Annotated in this window: 18 protein-coding genes; 7 read left to right on the top strand and 11 right to left on the bottom strand. The window is 70.2% G+C overall.

Going from position 1 to position 23,524, the window contains the following annotated elements:
• Window positions 1-4: 4 nt before the first annotated feature.
• From AC6I9V_RS13385 to nudC, 3 genes are all read right to left on the bottom strand, one after another.
• Entirely contained in the window at window positions 5-652 is a 648-nt protein-coding gene (locus tag AC6I9V_RS13385) for a M48 metallopeptidase family protein (protein WP_497899775.1), read from the bottom strand.
• Entirely contained in the window at window positions 652-2,742 is a 2,091-nt protein-coding gene (locus tag AC6I9V_RS13380; protein ID WP_497900315.1) for an ATP-dependent DNA helicase UvrD2, read from the bottom strand. The genes AC6I9V_RS13385 and AC6I9V_RS13380 overlap by 1 nt, the downstream gene beginning before the upstream one ends.
• Before the next feature lie 202 nt (window positions 2,743-2,944).
• Complete coding sequence (nudC, locus tag AC6I9V_RS13375; protein ID WP_349412027.1) at window positions 2,945-4,033, bottom strand: NAD(+) diphosphatase; 1,089 nt, start codon at window positions 4,031-4,033, stop codon at window positions 2,945-2,947.
• A 193-nt stretch (window positions 4,034-4,226) separates the two neighbouring features.
• On the opposite strand from nudC, the gene AC6I9V_RS13370 reads away from it, so the two are divergent.
• Window positions 4,227-4,721, top strand: coding sequence for an NUDIX domain-containing protein (locus tag AC6I9V_RS13370; RefSeq protein ID WP_497899774.1), 495 nt, complete (start codon window positions 4,227-4,229; stop codon window positions 4,719-4,721).
• A 43-nt stretch (window positions 4,722-4,764) separates the two neighbouring features.
• Here AC6I9V_RS13370 and AC6I9V_RS13365 read toward each other — a convergent pair whose 3' ends face one another.
• Complete coding sequence (locus tag AC6I9V_RS13365; protein ID WP_497899773.1) at window positions 4,765-6,015, bottom strand: MFS transporter; 1,251 nt, start codon at window positions 6,013-6,015, stop codon at window positions 4,765-4,767.
• 75 nt (window positions 6,016-6,090) lie between these two features.
• Between AC6I9V_RS13365 and AC6I9V_RS13360 the strand changes: the two genes are divergently transcribed.
• Both AC6I9V_RS13360 and AC6I9V_RS13355 read left to right on the top strand, forming a co-directional pair.
• Entirely contained in the window at window positions 6,091-6,627 is a 537-nt protein-coding gene (locus tag AC6I9V_RS13360; RefSeq protein WP_497899772.1) for an ArsR/SmtB family transcription factor, read from the top strand.
• A gap of 108 nt (window positions 6,628-6,735) precedes the next feature.
• Window positions 6,736-7,986 (top strand): macrolide 2'-phosphotransferase, encoded by a 1,251-nt coding sequence (locus AC6I9V_RS13355; protein ID WP_497899771.1) that lies wholly within the window; start codon window positions 6,736-6,738, stop codon window positions 7,984-7,986.
• A 9-nt stretch (window positions 7,987-7,995) separates the two neighbouring features.
• Here the strand turns inward: AC6I9V_RS13355 and AC6I9V_RS13350 are convergent, their stop codons facing one another.
• The 3 genes from AC6I9V_RS13350 to AC6I9V_RS13340 all read right to left on the bottom strand — a co-directional run bounded on the left by AC6I9V_RS13350 (window position 7,996) and on the right by AC6I9V_RS13340 (window position 15,250).
• A complete protein-coding gene (locus tag AC6I9V_RS13350) occupies window positions 7,996-11,535 on the bottom strand; it encodes an ATP-dependent helicase (RefSeq protein ID WP_497899770.1) in 3,540 nt (1,179 codons plus the stop codon).
• Window positions 11,532-14,768: an ATP-dependent helicase gene (locus AC6I9V_RS13345; protein ID WP_497900314.1), complete on the bottom strand. Its 3,237-nt coding sequence runs from the start codon at window positions 14,766-14,768 to the stop codon at window positions 11,532-11,534. The genes AC6I9V_RS13350 and AC6I9V_RS13345 overlap by 4 nt, the downstream gene beginning before the upstream one ends.
• A 65-nt stretch (window positions 14,769-14,833) precedes the next feature.
• Window positions 14,834-15,250: an MGMT family protein gene (locus AC6I9V_RS13340; RefSeq protein WP_497899769.1), complete on the bottom strand. Its 417-nt coding sequence runs from the start codon at window positions 15,248-15,250 to the stop codon at window positions 14,834-14,836.
• A gap of 142 nt (window positions 15,251-15,392) precedes the next feature.
• Here AC6I9V_RS13340 and AC6I9V_RS13335 point away from each other — a divergent pair, with 142 nt between their 5' ends.
• The 4 genes from AC6I9V_RS13335 (at window position 15,393) to AC6I9V_RS13320 (ending at window position 19,023) form a co-directional block, all read left to right on the top strand.
• Window positions 15,393-16,103 (top strand): 3'-5' exonuclease, encoded by a 711-nt coding sequence (locus AC6I9V_RS13335; RefSeq protein WP_497899768.1) that lies wholly within the window; start codon window positions 15,393-15,395, stop codon window positions 16,101-16,103.
• Between the two features lie 273 nt (window positions 16,104-16,376).
• Window positions 16,377-17,402, top strand: a complete 1,026-nt coding sequence (locus AC6I9V_RS13330) for a methionine ABC transporter ATP-binding protein (RefSeq protein ID WP_497899767.1) — start codon at window positions 16,377-16,379, stop codon at window positions 17,400-17,402.
• Window positions 17,402-18,073 (top strand): methionine ABC transporter permease, encoded by a 672-nt coding sequence (locus tag AC6I9V_RS13325; RefSeq protein WP_349412010.1) that lies wholly within the window; start codon window positions 17,402-17,404, stop codon window positions 18,071-18,073. Before AC6I9V_RS13330 ends, AC6I9V_RS13325 begins: the two co-directional genes overlap by 1 nt.
• Before the next feature lie 107 nt (window positions 18,074-18,180).
• On the top strand, window positions 18,181-19,023 hold the full coding sequence (locus AC6I9V_RS13320; protein ID WP_349412008.1) for a MetQ/NlpA family ABC transporter substrate-binding protein: 843 nt from the start codon (window positions 18,181-18,183) through the stop codon (window positions 19,021-19,023).
• Between the two features lie 114 nt (window positions 19,024-19,137).
• On the opposite strand, the gene hemL is transcribed toward AC6I9V_RS13320, so the two are convergent.
• Genes hemL through AC6I9V_RS13300 form a run of 4 tightly spaced genes read right to left on the bottom strand, consistent with a single transcriptional unit; the run spans window position 19,138 to window position 23,519 of the window.
• Window positions 19,138-20,469 (bottom strand): glutamate-1-semialdehyde 2,1-aminomutase, encoded by a 1,332-nt coding sequence (gene hemL / locus AC6I9V_RS13315; RefSeq protein WP_497899766.1) that lies wholly within the window; start codon window positions 20,467-20,469, stop codon window positions 19,138-19,140.
• A 13-nt stretch (window positions 20,470-20,482) separates the two neighbouring features.
• Window positions 20,483-21,601 carry an LLM class flavin-dependent oxidoreductase gene (locus tag AC6I9V_RS13310; protein WP_497899765.1) on the bottom strand — a complete coding sequence of 373 codons (1,119 nt, stop codon included), beginning with the start codon at window positions 21,599-21,601 and terminating at the stop codon, window positions 20,483-20,485.
• Window positions 21,598-22,581 (bottom strand): porphobilinogen synthase, encoded by a 984-nt coding sequence (gene hemB / locus AC6I9V_RS13305; RefSeq protein WP_497899764.1) that lies wholly within the window; start codon window positions 22,579-22,581, stop codon window positions 21,598-21,600. The genes AC6I9V_RS13310 and hemB overlap by 4 nt, the downstream gene beginning before the upstream one ends.
• Window positions 22,578-23,519 (bottom strand): uroporphyrinogen-III synthase, encoded by a 942-nt coding sequence (locus AC6I9V_RS13300; RefSeq protein WP_349412002.1) that lies wholly within the window; start codon window positions 23,517-23,519, stop codon window positions 22,578-22,580. The genes hemB and AC6I9V_RS13300 overlap by 4 nt, the downstream gene beginning before the upstream one ends.
• Window positions 23,520-23,524 lie beyond the last annotated feature (5 nt).

Here is a 23,524-nt window from a genome sequence, read left to right as displayed (position 1 = left end):
CCCCTTAGCGGACGGCGCCCTCGAGCTCGCTGGCGTCGTCGACGTCGTCAGCGGTGGTCCCGGCGTCGTCGGCCCCGGCCGGAAGGCCGCGTGCGGTGGCGAACGAAACACCTTCCAGGAAGGCCTTGGCTCGTTCGGTTTCCGGGTAGGCCGCCAACAGCCGCCAGAACGCCGCATTGTGGGCTGCCACCAGCAGGTGCGCCAGTTCGTGCAACAGCACATAGTCAATGACCCACTGCGGCATCGGTTGCAGCTTGTGGGAGAGCCTGATGGTGCCCTCCGACGGCGTCGCCGAGCCCCAGCGCGAGTTCTGGTTTGTCACCCAACGGACCGAGGTCGGGACGGCCCGGCCGCCGAGGTACTTGGCCGAGAGGACTGACGCGTGCGCCGCCAGCTCAGCGTCGCTGCCGGCACGGCGCTTGCCGGCGGCCTTGCGTCCCCGGGTTCCCTGCGCCCGGAGCTTCTCCAGCATCCGCTGCACCCATTCGCGCTCCTGGGCGCCGCTGAAGTGGGCGGGGATGGCGACGACGGCCGTGCCGTTCTCCCAGAACGCGGCCACGGTGCGGCGCCGGCGCGCCGAGCGGCGCACCTCCACCGGCGCGCCGTCGGCGGTGGTCAGCGGCGTGCCGCTGCGATTCCCGGCGCCGGCCATCAGTGCGCTGAGCTTTCAGCCAGGACCGCCAGCACGGTTTCGCCGTATTTTTCCAGCTTCGAGGCGCCCACCCCGGGCAGCGTGGCGAGCTGTTCCAGGGACTCGGGCCTCGCCTCGGCGATCGCGGTCAGGGTCGCGTCGGTGAAGACCACGAAGGCGGGGACGTCGGCTTCAAGAGCGGTTTCCTTCCGCCACTGCCGCAGCGCGTCGAAGGTCTGTTCCTCGTAGCTCGGCGGGCACTGGCTGCACCGGCCCACCTTGCGTTCGGCGCCGGAGGAGAGCATGCTGCCGCAGACCCGGCACGACGCCGGAACGGCCGCCTTGCGGCGCGGCGCCGCGCCTTTGCCGCGGACGGAGGAGCTGGCCACCGAGTCGGGCCGCAGCCCGTCCAGGAAGCGCGAGGGTTTGCGGTTCGCCCGGCCGCCGGGGGTCCTGGCGGTGGACCAGGACAGATAGAGGTGCTCCTTGGCGCGGGTGACGCCGACATAGAGCAGGCGGCGTTCCTCATCCACCGCCTCGGGGGTGTCAGCGAAGGAGATCGGCATCAGGCCCTCGCTCAGGCCGACGAGGAACACAGCCTCCCATTCGAGGCCCTTGGCTGCGTGCAGCGACGCCAGGGTCACGCCCTGCACGGTCGGGGCGTGCTGCGCGAGCGAGCGCTCCTGCAGTTCGTTCACGAAGTCCGCAAGGCTGAACTCCGCTCCCCTGCTGACCACCAGTTCGTCGGCGAGGGCCACCAGGGCGGCCAGGGATTCCCAGCGTTCCCGGAGGGCGCCGCCGCTGTGCGGGGCCGCGTCCGTGTAGCCGAGGGAGGACACGATGTCGCGGACCAGCTGGCGGAGGGGCTCCGGCGCCGCAGTTTCGGCGACCGCGCGGGTGGCGGCCCTGAGCTGCAGGATCGCGTCGCGGACCTCCTTCCGGGCGAAGAACCGCTCGCCGCCGCGGAGCTGATAGCCGATGCCGGCCGAGGCGAGCGCCTGCTCATAGGCCTCCGACTGGCCGTTGGTGCGGAACAGCACGGCGATCTGGCTCGCGGGCGTGCCCGCGTCGAGCAGCGCCCGGATCTTCACGGCCACGGTGGCGGCCTCGGCCTCGTCGTCGGAACATTCGGTGAACTGCGGCACCGGCCCGGCGGCCCGCTGCGCCACAAGCTGCAGGGGCGCGGCCCAGGCGGCGTCCGCCACGGGACCACCGCTGCGCCGGCCGGCCAGCAGCTCGTTGGCCAGCTTCACCACCTGCGGCGTGGACCGATAGTCGCGGATCAGCTTGACCACCGTGGCGTCCGGGTACTGGCCCTTGAAGCCGAGCAGGTGCTTGGGAGAGGCACCGGTGAAGGAGTAAATGGTCTGGCTGGCGTCACCGACCACGCAGAGATCGTCCCGGCCGCCCAGCCACAGTTCCAAGAGTCGCTGCTGCAGCGGCGACACGTCCTGGTATTCGTCCACCACGAAGTGCCGGTACTGCTCCCGGACCGTGGCTGCGACCTTGGGGTCCTCCTGCAGGATGCCGACGGTGATCAGCAGCACGTCCTCGAAATCAATGACGTTCCGGTCCGTTTTGACGTCCTCGTACGACTGGAACACCCGGGCGACGGCGGTCAGGTCGAAGCCGCCCGGGGTGCCGCGGCCCTGGGCCTTTTCCAGGTAGTTGGCCGGGGTGAGCATGGAGACCTTGGCCCACTCGATTTCGGAGGCGAGGTCCCGGATGGAGGCGCGGTCGGTGCTGAGCCGCAGCCGGCGGGCGGCCTCGGCGATCATCTGGGCCTTGTGGTCGAGCAGGTTCGGCAGTGCGCCGCCGACGGCCTGGGGCCAGAAGAACTGCAGCTGGCGCAGCGCCGCGGCGTGGAAGGTGCGGGCCTGCACGCTGCCGACGCCCAGGTCGCGGAGCCGGCTGCGCATCTCCGCGGCGGCCCGTGCCGTGAAGGTGACGGCAAGCAGCCGCTGCGGGCTGTACACGCCGGAGTGCACCCCGTAGGCGATGCGGTGCGTGATGGCACGGGTCTTGCCGGTGCCGGCGCCCGCGAGCACGCACATGGGCCCGTTCAGGGTGCTGGCGACCTCGCGCTGTTCGGCGTCAAGGCCGCCCAGGATCCGCTCCTCAAGGGAGCGGTTGTCCTGCGCCGCCGGCTCAGGGGCCGGTACCCCGGCGTCGGAATGTCCGGCCGGGAAGGCGCGGGACTGGAAGATATCTGTGTTCACGTCTGCTGCTTAGTCGTTGAAGGGTGCGCGGCGGAAGGGCCGCAGGGTGGAACGGGCGGGCGCGACGGTGCCGCGGCGGGGTGTCACGGGGACCTCATGCCTGGTCCGCGCGGTCCTGGATGACGCCCCCGTACCAGTGCTCGATCAGGGCGCGGGCGATCGAGAGCCTGCTGGAGATCACGATTTCGCCGCTGAGCACCGCTTCCTGCAGCTCGGCGCGGCTGAACCAGCGGGCCCGGGTGACCTCGACGCCGTCGGGCGTGGCCTCGGTGTCCGCCGTCGTCGCGGTGAAACCGAGCATCAGCGACGCCGGAAACGGCCAGGACTGGGAGCCAAGGTACTGTGACGCGGTGACCCGCACCCCCACTTCTTCGCCGATTTCGCGGATGACGGCCTGCTCGAGCGATTCGCCGGGTTCGACGAAGCCGGCCAGGGTGGAGTAGGTCCGGGAATCCAGCGGGCCTCCGCCGCCCAGCAGCAGCCGGTCGTCCGGGCCGACGACGGTGACGATGATGGCTGGGTCCGTGCGGGGGTAGTGCTCGGAGTTGTCCGCGGGGCAGCGCCGGACCCAGCCCCCGGCCTCCGGCACGGTTGCGGCGCCACAGCGCGGGCAGTGGGTGTGGGTGGCGTGCCAGTTGGCGATGGCGCTGGCCTCGATGAACAGGGCGGTGTCGGTAGCGTCCAGCTGGGCCGCTACCTCGCGGAATCCGGCCCACTGGGCCCCGGCCGGGATGCCCTCGACGTGCTGCTCGAAGGGCTCGGCGCGGACCTCGAACTGCTCGGGCAGGATGAACAGCACGTACTGGGTTCCCGCGGCCGCGGAAGCCCCGGGAAGGGCCGAGCCCAGGTAGATCACCTGTTCCGGGGCGTACGCGGTTCCCTTCAGCCGCGCGGCGAGGCCGGCCGCGTCCAGGAAGACGAGGCCTTCACCGCTGACCAGCGCCTGGCGCCGCGAGAGGAGCATGGCCTGCACCCCGCCGCAGCGCAGCAGGTCCGCCAGCATGTCCGGTTGCAGCCTGGCCGCGGAACCGCGGTCGATCAGCGCGGGGCGTACCGGAAGGACGGTGTCCCGCAGCCGGTTGGCGGGCGGGCTGTCGGCCGGCGCCGGCGCGTGCGCCGCAGCAGGATCAGTCGCTCCAGTATTTGGCCCGGTACCGGACTCTGGTGACTCCGCAAGACTCATGTACCCACCGTACCGACCCCCGCCGACAATTGACATTTGCCGTGGCCGGCGGGGCCGCCTGCACGTCCTCCTTCAGAGGAACACAGGAAATCTGGTCTCCCGACGACCACATTGACGGGCCAGCGCCGCATGCAAGGATCATACTGGCCACTAACCGGCCGACATTGCTTGGCGTAGGCCAATTGGAGGGTCAATGGGACACGTTGGATCATATGTCTGGGAACTGCGCCAGAAGGTTGGCTCCCGCCAGCTGCTTCTGCCGGGAGCGCAGGTCCTGGTGATGCGCTCCGACGGCACAGCACTTTTCCAGCGCCGAGTCGACAACGGGGTCTGGGAACTTCCCGCCGGCGCCTGCGAGCCCGGGCAGAGTTTTACGCGTACCGCCGTCGCCGAACTGTTTGAGGAAACCGGAATCGAAGCTGATCCAGCAGACCTGGTCGCGTTCGCCAGCCTTTCCGAGCCGGAATTGCATCAGCTGGAGTACCCGAATGGCGACAAGGTCCATGCTTTTGCGCTGTGCTTTGTCCTGGAAAGCTGGAAGGGGAATGTGGTGCCGGAGCCTTCCGAGGTCAGCGAGATCGCGTTCTTCCCTTTGTCTCAACCACCCCTGCCAATTCATCAGCCGACGCTTGAAGTGATCAAGCTCTACCAGCGGTACCGGGAGACCGGAGTCTTCCAAGCCCGGTAAGAAGCGAGGATCCACCGGCCGTAAGACCCGCCACTGTACCAACTCAGGATTCGACGTCGGCGTCGGCTATGGCCTTGTCTGTGAGGACGGGCATCATCGCGAGCAGCGCGAGGGTAAGCACCCCCATGATGCCGAACATGACCTGAAGCCCCAGCCACTGGGCCAGCAGGCCGCCCGCTGCCGCACCGAGCGGCATGGTGCCCCAGGCGAGCAGGCGGTACGCGCTGTTGAGTCGGCCCAGCAGGTGGTTTGGAACAATGCGCTGGCGCAGGGAAACGGTGATGATATTCCACAGCATGACCAGCATCCCGCCCACAAAAAGAATGGGGCCAAGGACGTACGGGTTGCTGGTCAGGGCGGGCGCACCCACGATCAGCGCACTCCCGAAGATCGTGAGCATCAGGGACTTGGACCGGCCCAGCCTGGCTTCGGCCCACTCGGAGGTGAAAGAGCCAACGAAGGCACCGAGGGCGGAAGCCGTCAAGAGAACGCCGAACCCCACCTCTGACAGTTTCATCTCTGAGGCCGGCCCCACGGCAAACAGCACCAGGACCGCAAATGCCGCGCTGGACGCGAAGTTGAACACTCCCGTCATGACCGCAAGCGTGCGGAGGATCTTCTGGTGCCACAGGAACCGCAAACCCTCACCGATGTCAAAGCGCAGTGTTGTCTTTTGCTCCCGCTCCATGCGGAAAGCCCCCTGGACCAGGAACAGGCAACCGACGGCGGCAAGCCACAGGGCCGCCGGCACGGCAAGTCCCGCAACGACGCCAACGGCCACCAGCAGTCCGCCCAGCGGAGGGCCAACGAACTGGTTGGCGGTGAGTTCGACCGCGTAGAGCCGGCCGTTGGCACGCGTAAGCTGATCCCGGTGCACCACCTGCGGCAGGATCGACTGCGCGGAGGTGTCGTACAGCGTTTCGGCCACGCCCACCATTAAGGCGACGACATACAGAGCCCAGATGGAGCCGAAATCCAGCAGGATGACGGCCACCAGGACAGCCGGCAGCAGTCCCCGGCCGATGTTGGCCCAGAGCATAAGCTTGCGCCGGTCCAACCGGTCGGCCAGCGCCCCGGCCGTGAGCGCGAAGAGAAGCCAGGGAAGGGTGGCGGCCACGCTCAGCCCGGCAATCAGCGTGGGTGACTGGGTGAGCTGAATGGCCAGCAGCGGCAGGACGATCTTGAAAACGCCGTCCGCGAGGTTCGACAGACCGGAGGAGGTCCAGAGTTTCCAGTAGGACGTGCCCAGGGGCGCACGGTTCCGTTCCAACACCCGCGCGGTTTGATCGGTCATAGCTGAACCATTCCGCATTGATTGAGAAAATTCAAGGGGATTTGAGTCCAGTACATCAGTTTGTAGGATGAGTGCATGGAAGAGCAGACGAGCGCGGACGAAGTGAGGCCTGCCGCGAGCGCCCGGGAAGTTAAGGCGCTGGCCCATCCGCTGCGCTTGCGGATCCTGCGCCTGTGCGGGCTGCACGAGCTGACCAACAAGCAGCTCGCCGACCGGCTGGGCCAGGATCCGGGAACCATGCTCTATCACGTGCGGCAGTTGCTCGCCACCGGATTCCTTGAAGCCGCAGCGGTCCGCACGGGAGAAAGCGGTGCGCTGGAGAAGCCGTACCGTTCCACCGGGCGGTCCTGGCATCTGGACACCGCCCTGGGTGAGGCTGGACCGGACGGTCCGCTGGCCCCGGTGGAGGCGTTCCGGGAAGAGCTGGCGGAGGCAGGGCCGGACGCACTGGCCAGCCTTTCCCGCTTCGCGCTGCACCTCTCCGAGGCCGACGCCGAAGACCTCCTCACGCGCATCCACGCCGTGCTGAACGAATACACCGCCAGCGACCGGCAGCGATCGGAGCAGCCTGCCTACGGCGGCATCTTTGTCCTTCACCGCTCGTCAGACTAGGCCGTTGACCGCCGTCGGCACTGACCGCCCGGCGCTAATTCGGGCCGATCTTTCAGACTCGCCGTGATGCATCGCGGTCTTGGGCGCGGCTCACTCTACCGTGGAAGCGTGAGAAGAAAACCAATCGAACTGGCAGCGGTAGCAACGGCGGCAGTCCCCGGCCTGACTCCGACTGCCGTGAGCTCCGCGCCCGACGATCCGGCAGACTTCGATTCCGCCCTTCTCCAGGACACCGAAGGCAAACGCTGGCGGGTGCGTTCACCCCGGCATGCCGAGGCGAGTGCACGCCTGGAAACCGAGTTCCTGGTGCTGCGTGCCTTCACTCCCGGCATCCGTGCCGAACTCCCGTTCCTGATGCCCACCGTGGCCGGCACCGTCCGGCAGGGAACACTCAGCACTTTCGTCTACTCCCACCTTTCCGGGGCCACCCGCTCCGTGGAAGACCTCAGCGACGGCTCCGCGGCGCTGGCCAAGGAAGTCGGTGCCGCCCTCGCGGCCATCCACGACCTGCCGCACTCGCTGGTCAGCAACGCCGACCTGCCCAGCTACACGCCCAACGAGTTCCGCCAGCGCCGGCTCAACGAACTCGACCAGGCCGCCACGACGGGCAAGATCCCGCCTCTGCTGCTGCGCCGCTGGGAACACGCGCTGGAGGACGTATCGCTGTGGCGCTTCAACCCCAGCGTGGTGCACGGCGACCTCCACGAGGACAACCTCCTGGTCGACGGCGAACGGGTCACCGCTGTGACCGGCTGGACGGACCTGCGCATCGGGGACCCGGCCGACGACATGGCCTGGCTGGTCGCGTCCAATGACCAGGACTTTGTGGACACGGTGATCTCGCACTACTCCTCCAGCCGCCGGGAGGCGCCCGACGCCCACCTGCTGCGCCGCGCCGCGCTGTCCGCGGAGTTCGCCCTCGCGCAGTACCTGGTCAAGGGGCTCGCGGCCGGAAACCAGGACATGACGGACGAAGCGGAATCCATGCTTGCGGTGCTGGCCGAGGACGTCGCCGAGCACGGCGGGCAGCCCATCAGCGTCGAACCGCTGCCCCAGCCGGCCGTGACCGTTCAGCCGATCGGCCCGGACGCCGAGGACTCGGCGTTCGGCCCGGACTCGTTGCGTGCCGGCGGTGCAGTAGCAGCCGTCCACGTCACGCCGATCCCCCGTGACGAGGACTCCGGCACAGCCGGCATCAGCCAAGCCGACGACGGCACAGAAGCCGGTGCCGCGACGCCCGGTACCGCGGCGCCCGACGCCGGGGACGTCCCGGCCGCCAGCCCGCTCCCCGCCACGCCGGCCGCGGCGGGTGACACCTCGACGACGGCCCTCACGGTGGTTCCGGCGAAGCAGGACTAAGGCACGCCGTCAGGGTGTTGCGGTCCGCCCGAGGGCCGCGGCGACGATTTCTTCCAGCCGTTCCGCCGACCCCAGATCGTGCGGGCGGACCACCTGGTTATCGGCCACGTAGTAGAACGCTGCGCGGACGTCGTCGAGCGGGACGCCTTTGAGACGGGACCAGGCCAGCCGGTAGACGGCCAGCTGCACGGCTTTGGTTTTCAGCTCACCGGCTGAGGGCCGGCGTCCGGTCTTCCAGTCCACAAGGTCCCAGCCGCCGTCGGCGTCCCGGAAGACCGCGTCGATGCGCCCGCGGACCACCACCTCGCCGATCCGGGTCTCCACCGGCACCTCGACGTGCGCGGGCGCCCGATGGGCCCACTCGGACCGGCGGAAGGTTTCCACCATGGCGTCCAGACCGTACGCCTCGTCAATGTGGTCATCCGAGCCGGCGGCCTCCCCCAAGTCCAGCATCCCTGAGGTGCCGAAGTACTCCTCGACCCAGGCATGGAAGGCCGTACCCTTGCGGGCCGACATCCCGGGTTCGCGCGGCACGGGCCGCCGTAGCCTCGCCACCACGGAAGCCGCGTCGTCGTCGAGGTCCACCAGGGTGGAGGCGGAAATGTGGCCGGGCAGGTGCACGTCCTGGCCGGCGGTCCGCCGGGAGCGCCGGTCCAGCAGGGTGGCCGCCTCCTGCGCCCAGCCGCCGGACGGCCCGCGGAGCTGCCGCGCCCCGGCAGCCGCCGGTGCAGGCAGCTCGCCGGCGTCGGGCCGGTCCAGCCGCTCCAGCACCCGTGCGGCGGCGGCCTCCATGGCGGCCCTGCGGCCCGGAACCAGCCGGAGCCGCGCCCCGGTCCGCGGGTGGACCGGGCCTTCCAGCGGATCGTAGGGCCACAGTGCCAGCTCGAGCTCGGACGTCAGCGGGCTCTCCTCCGGGAGCGCATCCTCGGCGACGGAAAGCGGGTGGATCTCCGCCGCGCCGGCCGCGGTCAGGGCCTCGAGTTCAGCCAGGAACGGCGACATCTCCGCCAGCCCGGCCCGGGAACCGACCCAGGCCGCACTGGAGACCCAGAGCACATGCTTTGCGCGGGTGTACGCCACATAGGCCAGGCGCCGTTCCTCGGCCTCGCCGTGGGCCTGGACTGCGGACTTGAAATCCTTCTCGGCGTCGAGCCAGCCTTTCTGGTCCGGGTGCTCCAGGTCCCACTGCGGAAGGTCGGCGCGGTCCCCGCGCAGCGGCCAGGGCAGCGCTGCCGAGCCGCTGCTCCAGCGGGAATCCCGGCTGCTGGGGAAGGCCCCGGCGTTGAGGCCCGGGACGAACACCACGTCCCATTCCAGCCCCTTGGAGGCGTGCACGGTCAGCAGCTGGACGGCTTCGTGGTTAACCTCCGGGGCGGCGGCGTCGAGTCCGTTTTCCTCCGCGGCGGCGGCCTCCAGCCAGGCCAGGAACGCCAGCACGTCCACCCGCTGGGAGGTGTGCAGGAACCCCGCGGCGGCGTCCTGGAAGGCATCGAGGTTGCGCCGGGCCTGGTGGATGCTGATGCCGGGCCGGGCGGCGACCTCGATGTCCAGCAGCATGGCGCGTTCCACCTCGCCGAGGAGGGTGCTGAGGTCATCACCCATAAAGGTGCGCAGATGCCGGAGCTCGGCCGAGAGCTGTTGCAGCCGGTGATGGGCTTCGGGGCTCAGCCGGCGGCCGTGCGCCGAGGTCCAGTCGGGCCGAGGCAGCCAGTCCAGCGCCTCGACGAGGCTCGCTGCGTCCGTGAGGTCGCCCTCGATGACGGTTTCGGCGGTGTCACTCTCGACGTCGATGTCAGCGCCGGCGCCGGTGTCGGCGTCGCCGCCTCCGGGGCGGCCGCGGCGCCGCGCCAGGAAGCTCGACCAGTCACGGAAGGCCATCAGGTCGGCAGGGCCGATCCGCCAGCGGGCGCCGGCGAGCAGCCGCATCAGGGAGTCCGAGCGGCCCGGGTCCGCCAGCACCCGGAGGGTGGCCACGAGGTCGACGATTTCGGGGGTGTCCAGCAGGCCCCCGAGGCCCACGATCTCGTAGGAAATGCCGCGGACTTCGAATTCGCGGCGGATGCACTCCATCTGGGCACGGCGGCGGCACAGCACAGCCATCGCCGGCGGTTCGGGGTCCTCCGCCTTTCCGGCGTCGAAGTCGGTCCGGCGGAACTTCAGCACGTCCGCGGCGACGGCCGCCGCCTCGTCCTCGTCCGTGCCGAAGCGGCCCATCACTACGCGGCCTTGGACCGCGGCGGGGCTGGGCTGCAGCGGCGGGACCGCCACGGACTCCGCGCTGTCCCGGGCGCCGGCGGCGCCCGCGTGGGCTGCCGCCTTGCTGAGCGGGGCGGAAATCACGTTGGCGGCGTCGAGGATGTTCCGGCCGTTGCGCCAGGCCGTGGTCAGGTACGACGTCGGCGCGACGGCGAACTTCGGCGGGCCCCCGCCGGCGTCGCCGCCGTCGACCGGGTCCACCCGGACCGGGAACTCGCGGACAAAGTGGAAGAGCTGGCCCGCGGATGCGCCGCGGAAGCCGTAGATGGACTGGTTGGGGTCGCCCACAGCGGTGACGGCGTGGCCGTCGCCGAAAAGGCGGGAGAACAGCACGAGCTGGGCGTGCGAGGTGTCCTGGAATTCGTCCAGCAGCACCACCTTGTAGCGCTGGCGTTCGGTCTGTGCGGCGACGGGGATTTCGCTGGCCACCCTGGCCGCGAGCGCCACGAGATCGCCGAAGTCCAGGGCGCCGCGGGCCCGTTTGGCCTCAGCGTAGCGGCCCACCATGTCCGCGACGCTGGCGCGGGTACGCAGCAGCGCGCTGAGCTCCCCCGCGGCCTGGCTGGGGTTCTTCTTGGCCGTGGCAACATACGGGAGCGCCTCGAACTCGGCGGCCCTCGCCAGCAGCCAGCCGCGGACCTGGGCGGGGTCCTGCAAGTGTTCCGCGCACTCCCCCGCAAGCTGGATGACGGCTTTGACCAGGGTGGACTTCGCGGAGCGGAAATGCTCGTAGTCGCCGTCGAACGCCTCCACCACCTCGCTCGCGAGCTGGAAGGACTGGGCTCCGCCGAGCAGCACCACATCGCGCTCCACGCCGAGCCGCAGCCCGTAGTCGGAGACGATGCCGCTGGCGTAGGAGTGGTAGGTGGAGACCTTGGGTTCCAGCGCGTCGGTGCTCAGCAGCCCTTCTGGGAAGACCTTATGCTCCGGGTCGGCCGCGGCAATCCGGGCCAGGGCGGCAAGTTTGGCCCGGATCCGGGTGGCGAGTTCACCGGCCGCCTTGCGGGTGAAGGTCACGCCCAGCACTTCCTCCGGCCGGACCCAGCCGTTCGCGACCAGCCACACCACCCGGTCCGCCATGGTGGCGGTCTTGCCGGACCCTGCACCGGCGATGACCAGCCGGGGCGCCAGCGGCGAGGAGATGATCAGCGATTGCTCGGCGGTGGGGGTGTTCTTCTCCCCCAGCATCGCCGAAAGCTCCTCGGGGCTGAACCGGGGTTCGGGGAGCGCATCCGGCCCCGCCTCGGGCAGCGCGTCCGGTGTCTCTGCCGGCGTCCTGGACTCAAGGCTCATTCGGTGACCTGCTTTCCGCGTGCGCACAGCGGGCAGACTTCCGGAAGCCTGCAGCCGTGGCCGCCGTGACCGCCCTTGGCGGGGTCGTGGCGGGCTTCGAAGGTGCTGCCGGACATAACGCGCGCAGCCTCGCCCACCAGGTCCAGCGCCCAGTTGGCGTCCGGGTCCAGCGGCGGCTGGCTCTGCACGCCGGGGCTCTTGGTACTGGTGCCGAGCTGGGCCAGAACGGCACCGCCGGGCAATGGCGGCGGGCCGTCGTCGGGCCCGGTAAACCCTCCGGCGAGGACGGCGGCCTGGTAGGCGCCGAGCTGCGGGTGGCGTTCCAGCTCGGTCTTGCCGGGCTGGCGCTTGCCGGTCTTGAGGTCCACGATCACCAGGCGGCCGTCGGCGTCGATCTCCAGCCGGTCAACCTGGCCGCGGAGCACGGCCGGACGGGCCGGCCAGGCCTCGTCCCCGGCGGGGGCATCCGGCGCGGCCACATCGGGCAGCTTCACCTCGAAGTCCTGCTCGACGCCGACCAGGCTCCGCCCCTCACTGCGCATCACGAGCACGTACTGGGCCAGCTTGCGGACCATCGTCTCGGCCCGCTGGAAGTCCAGTTTGCCCTCCCAGTTGTCCTTCATCCCGAGCGAGGGCCAGCGTTTGACCAGTTCTGCCACGTATTCCCCGCCGGAGGCGTCCGGGAGGTCCTGCGCGATGGCGTGGACCAGGGTGCCCAGGCTGCGGGCGAAATCCGTCGCGGCCTCGCCGCCGGCGGCCTGGACAAACCAGTCCAGCGGCGACTTGTGCACAGTTTCGACCTTGGAGGGCGAGACGAAGACGGTGCTGCCGGGCGGCACCACGGGCTCGGTCGAGGACAGCGGCGCGAGACCCCACCAGCTCTCGGGGTGGGCGCCGGGCACGGCGGGTTCGGCGGCGGCCAGGGCCCCGAGGACGGAGGTGGCCTCGGCCGCCTCGGGAGACCCGCCGTCGAGCTGGGCGTACTGGCGCAGTTCGGCGACCAGCGCGCGCAGGGTCAGCGGCCGCTCCACCGGGGTGAAGCCACGCCGGTCCTGGTCCGGGTGCAGGGGCGAGACGTAGTCCAGGAAGGATGAGGGCTGCTCGTCCTCCGAGGAGACGGCGGTGCAGATCAGCACCTCCCGGGCGCGGGAGACGGCGGTGGAGAAGCTGCGCAGCTCGTCGTAGCGGATCTCGCGGAGCCGGCTCAGCGGATCGAGTTGCAGGGCGTACTCGACGCCGTGTTCGACGGCGTCGGCGAAGAGGGTGCTGCCGAGCAGCTCGCCGCGGAGCCGGGTATTGGGCCACACGCCCTCCTGGAGCCCGAGCACAATCACCACGGGCCATTCGCGTCCCGCGGCGCTGGCCGGCGTCATGAGTTCGACCGCGTCCTCGAGCTGCGCCCGCGCCGCCAGGGTGTCCATCGGCAGTTCCTGGCTGAGCAGGTACTCGAGGAACTGCTCCGGCCCCGAGCCGGGGAGCTGGTCCACGTACCGTTCGGCCGTGTGGAACAGCGCCATCATGGCATCGAGGTCCCGGTCCGCGCGCGCCCCGGCCGCACCGCCGGACAGGGCGGCCTCGGTCCAGCGTCCGGCGAGTCCGGTGGAGTGCCACAACGCCCAGAGCACGGTTTCGGCGTTGCCGCCGGGCGCCGCGGCGGCTTCCCGGCCGGCCTGGATCATCCTGGCGACCCGGCGGGCCGAGTGCCCCTCGATGCCGAGGGTGGCCAGGGCGCCCGGTTCCAGCAGGGCCTCCACGAGCAGCGCGTCGCTGGTGCGGCCGCCGCCGCCCAGCAGTTCTTCCCGCCGCAGGGACTGGCGGAGCCGGCGCAGCTCGATCGAGGTGGCGCCGCCGATCCGGGAGGTCAGCAGCGAGACGGCGGCTTCGGGGGTGAGTCCGGCCGGATCGAGGGCCACGGCGTAGGCGTCCAGCAGCGGCCGAACGGCCACTTCGTCCCGGACCGCGGACTCGGCGACCGGGGTCCGGACCGGGATGCCCTGGCCGGCCAGGTGGCGCTGCAGTTGGCTGAGCTGTCCGCCGTTGCGCACGATCACGGCAATTTCGCCCAGGTCCCGGCCGTCGTTGAGCTGGGCTTCGAGGATCCGCTGCGCCACGTAGCGCAGTTCGTGCACCGGGGACGGCAGCAGGTGCGCCTCAACAACTCCGTCGCGGGCGCCGTCGTGACCGGGGGCCGGCTGTTCGAGCCGGCGCGCCGAGGTGCCGCCGGAGCGCAGCGAGATCCGTTCCGTGACGGACTGCCAGGCCTGCGCAACGGCGGGGGTGTGGCGGTGCGCGGTCCACAGCGGCCGTTCCAGCACGGTGCCGCCGGCCGGGGCGAGCAGCCGGGGCAGTTCGGCCACCAGGTCCGGCCGCGCGCCGCGGAAGCCCTGCACGACGGTGTCCGGCGAGGAGGTGACGATGGCGTCCTTGCCGGCGGCGATGTCCGCGAGCAGTTCGAACACGGCGGGGTTCGCCTCCTGGATGTCGTCCACGAGGATCAGCTGGAGCCGGTCCCGTTCGGCGGCCAGGAAGTCCGGGGCGTCCTGGAAGATCTGGCGCGCGGCCGTGATGATCCCGGCCGGGTCGAAAGATTCGGGCATCCGCAGGTCCAGGACGTCGCGGTACTCGGCGTAGAGGGCCGCCGCGGCGGTCCAGTCGGGCCGGCCGCAGCGCCGGGCGAGGTCCGCGAGGTCCGCGGCGGTCCGCCCGGACTCGATGATCCGGTCAAAGAGCTGGCGGACCTCCTGCCGGAAGCCTCGGGTCTGCAGCGCCGCGCCCAGGTCCTCCGGCCAGGGCAGCTCAAGTCCGGGCTGGGCGTGGCCCTCGAGGAGTTCCTTGATGATCAGGTCCTGTTCGGGCCCTGAGAGGAGCTTCGGCGCGCGCGGCAGCGGCTGGATCCCTTCGGCCTTGGCCCGCCGGATCAGATCGAAAGCATACGACGCCCAGGTCCGCGCCGGCGTCGTGCTCAGGCTGCGGTCCAGGCGCGCGGTGAAGCGGTCCCGGAGGGCGTCGGCGGCTAGCCGGCCCGGGGCCAGGATCAGCATCCGTTCCGGGTCCAGCCCGTCGCGCTGGGCGCGGCGGACTGCGGCCTCGACCAGGACCGTGGACTTGCCGGTGCCCGGCGCGCCCGGGACCAGCACCGGACCGGAACCGTGCGCGACGTCGACGGCGGCCCGCTGGTCCGCGGACAGGACCGGGACGGCGCTGTGCTCCGTCCGGGGCGGCAGCAGGCGCAGGCCGGCGCGGTGCGGTGCGCTCTTGCCGGGACGGGTCTGGCTGGGAACGGTTGGGCTGGGGCTACTCACACGGACATTTCATCAGTGGGGACAGACAATGTGTGCAGCTCCCGCTCGAGGCGCTCGGCAAGGGCGTCGATCTGCTCGAACTCCGCCTCGGTCGGCGCCCAGCGGGCCGCCGCCAGATCAACCCGCCAGCGGCCCTCCCCGGTGCGCTGGTACTCCAGATAGCTGCCGTGCAGCGGTGTGCCCTCGGCCAGGTAGAGGCCCAGGGCCTCTCGTTCGTGGCCGGGCGGCGCGTCCCCGTTGGCCTTGAGGATCCGCCACCAGGGGACGGCACTGCCGTGGTGGCTCATCACCGAGCCGACCTGGCGGGGGCCGCCGGCGCCGAGGAGTTCGGCCACGTCACCGTAGGCGACGGCGGTACCCGCCGGCACCATCGCCGCGAGTTCCAGCACCGCCTCCACATACTCCGTCCGCATGGACCAAGGTTACCGTTGCCGGCGGGCGTCCGGGCGCCGCCGGGTGCCGCCGGCGTTGCCCGATGTTGCCGGGTATTGCCGGTTATCCCGGGGCTCTGCGGGGCAGCGCAAAACTGTCGGCGGCAGCAGGTAGCGTTGAAGCATGAGCACCTGGCACACCCTTCCCCGCGCAGCATTCGACCTCGAAACAACCGGCCGGAACTCGCGCTCTGCGAGGATCGTGACCGCCTCGGTGACCGTGGTGGACGCCGACGGCTCGGTCATCAAGGAACACGAGTGGCTGGCCGACCCCGGGGTGGAGATCCCCGCCGAGGCCAGCGATATCCACGGCGTCACCACCGAGCAGGCCCGCCGCGAGGGCCGGCCTGCCGAAGAGGTGACCCGGGAGCTGGCGGCGGTCCTGCAGGAGCTGTTCGACGCCGGGGTGCCGGTCATTGCCTTCAACGCCAGCTACGACTTCACTGTGCTGGCCGCCGAGTCGGCCCGCTACGGTGTCCCCCAGCTGAGCCGCTTTCCGGTCCTGGACCCGTACATCATGAACAAGCAGGTGGACCGGTACCGGAAGGGCAAGCGGACGCTGACCGCGCTCTGCGAGGAGTACGGCGTCGGCCTCGACAATGCCCACACGTCCGCGGCGGACGCGCTGGCGACCCTGCGGGTGCTCGACGCGATGGCAGGAAAATTCCCCAAGCTGCGGATGCCGGCCAGCCATCTCCACCAGTTGCAGGTCGAGTGGGCCTCCGCGCAGGCCGCTGATTTCCAAAGCTACCTGCGCAAGACCAAGCCTGCCGCCGTGATCGAGGGCGACTGGCCGGTCCTGCCGCCCGAGGACGCCAGCCGGGGCGACTTCTAGCTCAGCGCCCGCTTTCCCGGCAACCCGCTGGGACGGAGATCACAGCGTGTTCGCCCGGGACTGCCGTCCGGTCATGCCGTGCGGGATTCCGCGGCCGGAACCGCACCCGGCCCCAATCCCGCCCGCCGGGCCCATACACAGAATTATCTTCACCCCATTTCCCTTTGTGACGAACGTGATGCGTAAGTGGATGCCCTTTGGCGCCGCTGACATAATTTAGTTCAGAAGAGGGCGTGTGTTATGTCGCGCCCAGAACCAACCGCCAAGGGATAAATGATCACAGTTACCGACCTTCGCAAGGTCTACCGGCAGGGCAAGAAGGAAGTGGTGGCGCTCGACGGCGTCACGCTGGCCGTGCCGAAGGGTTCGATCCACGGGATCATCGGCCACTCCGGCGCCGGCAAGTCGACGCTGGTGCGCTGCCTGACCCTGCTGGACCGCCCCACCTCCGGGTCCGTCAGCATCGACGGCACCGAACTCAGTTCCGTGCGGGACTCGGAGATCCGTGCTGCGCGGCGGCGCATCGGGATGGTCTTCCAGCATGCGAACCTGATGGACTCCCGGACCGCGGCCGGCAACGTGGCGCACCCGCTCGAACTCGTCAAGACCCCGAAGGACAAGATCCGGGCCCGGGTGGCCGAGCTGCTCAGGCTGGTGGGGCTCGAGGGCTTCGAGAACGCCTACCCGTCCCAGCTCTCCGGCGGCCAGCGCCAGCGCGTCGGCATTGCCCGCGCCCTCGCCTCGGACCCCGAGGTACTGCTCTGCGACGAGCCCACCTCGGCCCTGGATCCCGCCACCACCGAAGAGATCCTGGACCTGATCCGTGACCTCACCCGGCGGCTGCAGCTCACGGTGCTGATCATCACCCACGAAATGAACGTCGTGAAGCGTGTCTGTGACTCCGTCTCGCTGCTCTCCCGCGGCCGCATTATCGAACACGGAGCGCTGCAGGACGTTGCCGGTGAGTTGGACAGCAGGCTCGCCCGCGCCCTGCTGCCGCTGCCGCCCTCGGAACCCCTGCACGGGGCGCTGCAGCGCGGGCCGGTGCTGGAAATCCTCTTCTCCGGCGACAGCGCCAAGGAACCCGTGCTGACCGGCGTCGCACGGCACTTCAACATGGACTTCAACGTCCTCGCCGGCAGCGTCGAGACACTCGGCGGCCAGCAGTTCGGCCACCTCCGTGTCCAGCTCGCCGAAGGCGCCGACGTCGACGCCGTCCTGCGCTACCTGCACGAGCGCGGCATCAGCGCCAAGCGCGTGGCCGCCGATGCTGCTCCGGCGGAAGAAGGAGCCAACTAATGAACGACATTTTCGGCAACCCCGTTCTGGCCAAGGCCCTGCCCGACGCGATCGTGGAGACCCTCCAGATGGTCGGCATCTCCGCGTTCTTCACCGTCCTGATTGGCCTGCCGCTGGGCGTGTTCCTGCACGTCACCGCCCCCGGCGGCCTGCGTCCGATGCCCGTTACCAACCGGATCCTCAGCGACGTGATCGTCAACATCACCCGCTCCATCCCGTTCGCCATCCTGATGGTGGCCCTGATCCCGCTGGCCCGGGCCCTTACCGGGACGAGCCTCGGTCCGATCGCGGCCTCGGTTTCCCTCTCCATCGGCACGATCCCCTTCTTCGCCCGGCTGGTGGAATCCTGCCTGCGCGATGTGCACCACGGCAAGATCGACGCCGCCCAGGTGATGGGGTCGACCACCATGCAGGTCATCAACAAGGTGATGCTGCGCGAATCCCTGCCAGCCCTCGTTGCGGCCACCACCACCACGGTGGTGACCCTCGTCGGCTACTCCGCGATGGCCGGCCTCGTCGGCGGCGGCGGCCTCGGCAAGCTGGCCTACAACTACGGCTTCCAGCGCTTCGACGTCACGGTCATGATCGTCACCATCGTCCTGATCGTCGTCCTCGTCCAGGTCATCCAACTCGTGGGCGAGCGGATTTCCCGCAGCCTCGACCACCGCTGACCCAGGAACAACCATCCCAGTCTTGCAGCGGGTAGCCGCCCTCTGCATCTGCGCGGACCACGGCCCCGCCGTCGTGCTCTCCGCCTTTTTCGAAAGGAACGCATCGAATGCGTAAGTCACTCACCCTCCTGGCCACAGGCATTGTCACTGCCCTGGCGCTGACGGCTTGCGGTGGTTCGTCCACCCCCAGCGCCCAGGTCACGACCCTGGACCCGGCCAAGCCGGCGACGCTCAAGGTCGGCGCCAGCCCGGTCCCGCATGCCAAGATCCTTGAATTCATCAACCAGGAGCTCGCCCCCAAGGCCGGCCTCAAGCTGGAAATCAAGGAGATCGAGGATTACCAGACGCCGAACACCGCGCTGAGCGACGGCTCCCTGGACGCCAACTTCTACCAGCACCTGCCGTGGTTCGAGGACCAGGTCAAGACCAAGGGCTACAAGTTCGGCCACGGCGCGGGCGTGCACATCGAGCCCTACGCCGCGTTCTCCGAGAAGGTCAAGAACATCAAGGACATCAAGGACGGTGCCAAGGTCGCCATCACGAACGACCCGTCCAACCAGGTCCGCGCCCTCAAGGTCCTCCAGGTCGCCGGCCTGGTCAAGGACATCAAGGACGACACCTCGGTGCTGACGCTCAGCGACGCACAGAACCCCAAGAAGCTGAAGTTCTCCGAGAACCAGCCGGAACTGCTGATCAACGACCTCAAGGACCCCTCCGTGGACCTGGCCCTGATCAACGGCAACTTCATCCTCAAGGCCGGGCTGAGCACCAAGAACGCCCTGGCCGTCGAGTCGGTGGACAACAACCCCTACGCCAACTTCCTGGCCTGGCGTGAAGATTCCAAGGACGACGTCCGGATCAAGAAGCTCGACGAACTGCTGCACTCCCCCGAGGTCAAGGCCTTCATCGCGAAGGAATGGCCCAACGGCGACGTGACCCCGGCCTTCTAGGCCTGGATTAAATAGGCCCCGCCTTAAACAACTTTCGGCACCCGCTGCGGCGGGTGCCGAAAGTGTTTAACGACGACGACGCCGGCGCCCACGGAGCAGCGGCCGCCGGTGTGCCTAGGCCGTCGCGGCCGCTGCGGCTTTTGCCGCGGCCGGCAGGGCGTCGAAGATCCGGTTCATCGCGGCGTCGTCGTGGGCGGCGGAGAGGAACCAGGCCTCGAACACCGACGGCGGCAGGTAAACCCCGGAATCCAGCATCGAGTGGAAGAACGGGGCGTAGCGGAAGACTTCCTGGGCCTGGGCGTCGTCGTAGTTGTGGACGCCGCGGGCCGAGGTGCCGAAGGCCACGGAGAACAGGTTCCCGGCGCGCTGGATCGAGTGGTCCACGCCGGCCGCGTCCAGGGCCGAGGACAGGGCACCGGAGAGTTCCAGCGACCGGGCATCGACGAACGAGTAGACCTCGGGCGTGGCGTGGGTCAGGGTCGCGACGCCGGCGGCCATCGCCACCGGGTTCCCGGAGAGGGTGCCGGCCTGGTAGACCGGGCCAACCGGGGCGAGGTAGTCCATCACGTCGGCGCGGCCGCCGAGGGCCGCCGTCGGCATGCCTCCGCCGATCACCTTGCCGAAGGTCAACAGGTCCGGGGCCCAGGGCTCGGCGGCATCGGCCGCCCCGCCGGTGAGACCCCAGTAGCCCGAGTAGCCAGTGCGGAAGCCGGTGAGGACCTCGTCGAGGATCAGCAGGGCGCCGTGCTCGCGGGTGATCCGGGCCAGGCCCGCATTGAAGCCCTCGCCCGGGGTGACCACGCCCATGTTGGCGGGTGCGGCCTCGGTGATGACTGCGGCGATGCTCTCGCCGTGCTTGGCGAAGGCGGCTTCGACGGCGGCCAGGTCGTTGTAGGGCAGCACGAGGGTCTCGGCGGCCGTGGCGGCGGTGACTCCGGCCGAGCCGGGCAGCGCGAGGGTCGCGAGGCCGGAGCCGGCGGCGGCGAGGAGGCCGTCGAGGTGGCCGTGGTAGCAGCCGGCGAACTTGATCACCAGGTTGCGCCCGGTGTAGCCGCGGGCCAGCCGGATGGCGGTCATGGTGGCCTCGGTGCCGGTGGAGACCATCCGGACGCGCTCGGCGGCCGGGACGCGTTCCTGGACGATCGCGGCGAGGTTGGCCTCATCCGGGGTCGAGGCGCCGAAGGAGAGCCCGCGGTCGACGGCGGCGTGGACCGCCGCGAGGACGGCCGGGTGGGCGTGCCCCAGCAGGGCCGGGCCCCACGAGCAGACCAGGTCGACGTACTCGGCGCCGTCGGCGTCGGTCAGGTACGGGCCCTTGGCGGAGACCATAAAGCGCGGGGTGCCGCCCACCGAGCCGAAGGCCCGGACCGGCGAGTTGACGCCGCCGGGCATCAGCCGGCGGGCGCGGTCGAAAAGTTCCTCATTGCGAGGGTGGCTGGAAGTCATGGTTCCTATTCTTTCAGGGCTTGTCCGGTGCCGGCTCCGCGCCGGCCAGCAGGGCGGCCACCCGCGGTGCCACCTCGGTGCCGAACAGCTCGATGGAGCGCATCATGGCGGCGTGCGGGAGCGTGCCGTTGCTGTACTTGAGGTCAAAGCGGTCCACGCCAAGGTTCTGCTTGAGCAGGGCGATCTTGGCGGCGACCGTCTCCGGCGAGCCGACGTAGAGCGCGCCCTCGGGGGTGCACAGGTAGTCGAATTCGGCGCGGTTGCCCGGGCCCCAGCCGCGCTCGGCGCCGATCTGGTTGCGCTGGGCCAGCCAGTGCGGGAAGAACTCCTCCCGGGCTTCCTCGTCGGTGGCGGCGACGTGCCCGGGCGAATGCGTGGCGATCTGCTGCATCGGGTGGCCGTATTTGGCCATGGCCTCCCGGTAGAGGTCCGCCAGCGGGCCGAAGGAGCGGGGCTGACCGCCGATGATGGCGAAGATGATGGGGTAGCCGTATTCGGCGCAGCGCAGCACCGACTCGGGGGTGCCGCCGACGCCGATCCAGGCCGGGAGCAGGTGGTGCTCCAGCGGCGGGTAGACGCTGAGCCCGTTGATGGGGCGGCGCGTGCGGCCCTCCCATTTGATCGGTTTCTGCGCGCGGGCCTTGTCGAAGAGCTCGAGCTTTTCCTCGAACAGGACCTCGTAGTCGGCCAGGTCCAGTCCGAACAGCGGGAAGGACTCGACGAACGAGCCGCGGCCCAGCATGACCTCGGCCCGGCCGTTGGAGATGGCGTCGACCGTGGCGAAACGCTGGAATACCCGGATCGGGTCATCGGAGCTGAGCACGGTCACGGCGGAGCCGAGCCGGATGTGCTTGGTGCGGGCGGCCGCCGCGGCGAGGAAAACCTCGGGTGCGGAGACCGCGAAGTCGCGGCGGTGGTGCTCCCCCACCCCGAAGGCGTGGAGCCCTATCTGGTCGGCGAGCTCGGCCTGCTCCAGGAGCTGCCGCAGCACCTGCGCGTGCGGGACGGGGTGCCCGTCTGGGAACACGCCGACGTCGCCGAAGGTGTTCAGTCCGAGCAGGATCGTCTCCGGCCCGACGGGGGCGGTGGGGTTGGCGCCGGACGCCGGGTCCGGCAGTGCCGGGGCGCTCACCGGGACTCCTTCAGCCAGCCGGCGAGTTCGCTTGCCCAGTAGGTCAGGACCATGTTGGCGCCGGCCCGTTTGATGCCGAGCACGGATTCGGTGATGGCGGCCTTCCGGTCGATCCAGCCGTTCGCGGCGGCGGCCTCGATCATCGAGTACTCGCCGGAAATCTGGTAGGCGGCCACCGGCACCGTGCTCATCGCGGCGACGTCGGCGAGGATGTCAAGGTAGCTCATGGCGGGTTTCACCATCACCATGTCGGCGCCTTCCTCGAGGTCCAGTTCCACCTCGAGGATCGCTTCGCGGCGGTTGGCGGCGTCCATCTGGTAGGTGCGCCGGTCCCCGGTGAGCTGCGAGTCGACGGCCTCCCGGAACGGGCCGTAGAACGCGGACGCGTACTTGGCGGCGTAGGCCACGACGGCGGTGTTGGCGTGTCCTGCCTGCTCCAGCGCCTGCCGGATCACGGCGACCTGGCCGTCCATCATGCCGGAGGGCCCGAGCACATGCGCACCGGCCTCGGCCTGGGCCACGGCCATCTGCCCGTAGATCTCGAGCGTCGCATCGTTGTCCACGTAGCCGTGCGCGTCCAGGACGCCGCAGTGGCCGTGGTCGGTGAACTCGTCGAGGCAGACATCGCTCATGATGACAAGCTCGTCGCCGACCTCGGCCCTGACGTCCCGGATGGCCTTGTTCAGTACGCCGTCGGGGTCCAGGGAGGCGGTGCCGCGGGCGTCCCGTTCGGCGGGGACACCGAAGAGCATAATGCCGCCGACGCCCAGCTGCACGGCCTCGGCGGCGGCGCGTTTGAGCGAGTCGGTGGTGTGTTGCTGCACGCCCGGCATCGAGGCGATCGGGTTCGGCTCGGTGAGTCCTTCGCGGATGAAGGCGGGGAGGATGAGTTCGGCGGCGGAGAGGCGGTGTTCGGCCGTCAGCCGGCGCATCGCGGGGGTGGTGCGGAGCCGGCGGGGGCGGTGGGTTGGGAAGCTCATGGCTGGTCCTTCACGGTCGGCGGTTGGACGGGAGAGTGGGCTTGGGGGTCCGGGGCCGGGTGTCCCGGGTCCAGGGCGGCGATGACGGCGGCGACGAGGCCGGAGACGGTGGGTTGTTCGGCGACGGTGGCAACCGGCAGGCCCAGGGTGCGGGCCTCGGCGGCGGTTGACCGCCCGATCGCGACGAGGCGGCACTCGCCCAGCGGCGCGAGCCCGGCATGGACCCGGCGGGCGGCGCTCGGTGAGGCGGCGACGACGGCGTGCAGGGTACCGGCGTCGAGGGCGGCTTTCGCCTCGGCCGGGGTCAGGACTTCGGCGGTGTGCTCCGGCTCCCCGGGCGCGCCGGTCGCCGACAGGCCGCGACGCGGGTCGGCCGGGTAGTCGACGGTGCGGTACGCGGTGACAATCTGGACCGAGGCGCCGCGTGCCTCCAATCCGCGGCGGAGCCGCGGGTCGGCGATGTCGGCCTGGGGCAGCAGCACGCTGCCCTGGTGCCGGGGCCAGATGGCGAGCAGCCCTGCTCCGGACTGCTGCCCGGCGGGCGCGAGGTCCACGGCGATGTCGAGGGCTTCGAGGATGCTGCGGGTGGCCGGTCCGACGGCAGCCACCTGCAGGTTCCCCGGCAGCCAGGCGCTGAGCGCCGCGCCGCGTTCGGCGGCCTTCGCCTCGAGGACCTGGACCGTGGTGACGCTGCTGACCACGAGCCAGGAGTAGGCGCCGGCGCCGAGCGCGTCGAAGGCCACGTCCAGGGAATGCTGGTCGGACGCGGCTTCAAAGTCGATGAGGGGCAGCAGTAGCGGCTCGGCGCCGGTGCCGCGCAGCGCGGACACCAGCGCGCCGGCCCGGTCCGGGCTGCGGGTGACCAAGACCCGGGCCCCTTCGAGCACCCTGGGCCCGGCGTTCCCGTCCGGCCGGACGTTGGCGCTACGGCGTCCCATCAGAG

It is taken from the genome of Arthrobacter sp. SlRoot2-15, assembly GCF_059739345.1.
The sequence above is the reverse complement of the archived record's forward strand: the minus strand, read 5'-3'. Positions and strand labels throughout refer to the sequence as shown.

Coding starts and splice junctions, on each gene's coding strand:
- AC6I9V_RS13385 (WP_497899775.1), bottom strand. CDS start 652: ATGGCCGGCGCCGGGAATCGCAGCGGCACGCCGCTGACCACCGCCGAC.
- nudC (WP_349412027.1), bottom strand. CDS start 4,033: ATGAGTCTTGCGGAGTCACCAGAGTCCGGTACCGGGCCAAATACTGGA.
- AC6I9V_RS13370 (WP_497899774.1), top strand. CDS start 4,227: ATGGGACACGTTGGATCATATGTCTGGGAACTGCGCCAGAAGGTTGGC.
- AC6I9V_RS13365 (WP_497899773.1), bottom strand. CDS start 6,015: ATGACCGATCAAACCGCGCGGGTGTTGGAACGGAACCGTGCGCCCCTG.
- AC6I9V_RS13360 (WP_497899772.1), top strand. CDS start 6,091: ATGGAAGAGCAGACGAGCGCGGACGAAGTGAGGCCTGCCGCGAGCGCC.
- AC6I9V_RS13350 (WP_497899770.1), bottom strand. CDS start 11,535: ATGAGCCTTGAGTCCAGGACGCCGGCAGAGACACCGGACGCGCTGCCC.
- AC6I9V_RS13340 (WP_497899769.1), bottom strand. CDS start 15,250: ATGCGGACGGAGTATGTGGAGGCGGTGCTGGAACTCGCGGCGATGGTG.
- AC6I9V_RS13335 (WP_497899768.1), top strand. CDS start 15,393: ATGAGCACCTGGCACACCCTTCCCCGCGCAGCATTCGACCTCGAAACA.
- AC6I9V_RS13330 (WP_497899767.1), top strand. CDS start 16,377: ATGATCACAGTTACCGACCTTCGCAAGGTCTACCGGCAGGGCAAGAAG.
- AC6I9V_RS13325 (WP_349412010.1), top strand. CDS start 17,402: ATGAACGACATTTTCGGCAACCCCGTTCTGGCCAAGGCCCTGCCCGAC.
- AC6I9V_RS13320 (WP_349412008.1), top strand. CDS start 18,181: ATGCGTAAGTCACTCACCCTCCTGGCCACAGGCATTGTCACTGCCCTG.
- hemL (WP_497899766.1), bottom strand. CDS start 20,469: ATGACTTCCAGCCACCCTCGCAATGAGGAACTTTTCGACCGCGCCCGC.
- hemB (WP_497899764.1), bottom strand. CDS start 22,581: ATGAGCTTCCCAACCCACCGCCCCCGCCGGCTCCGCACCACCCCCGCG.
- AC6I9V_RS13300 (WP_349412002.1), bottom strand. CDS start 23,519: ATGGGACGCCGTAGCGCCAACGTCCGGCCGGACGGGAACGCCGGGCCC.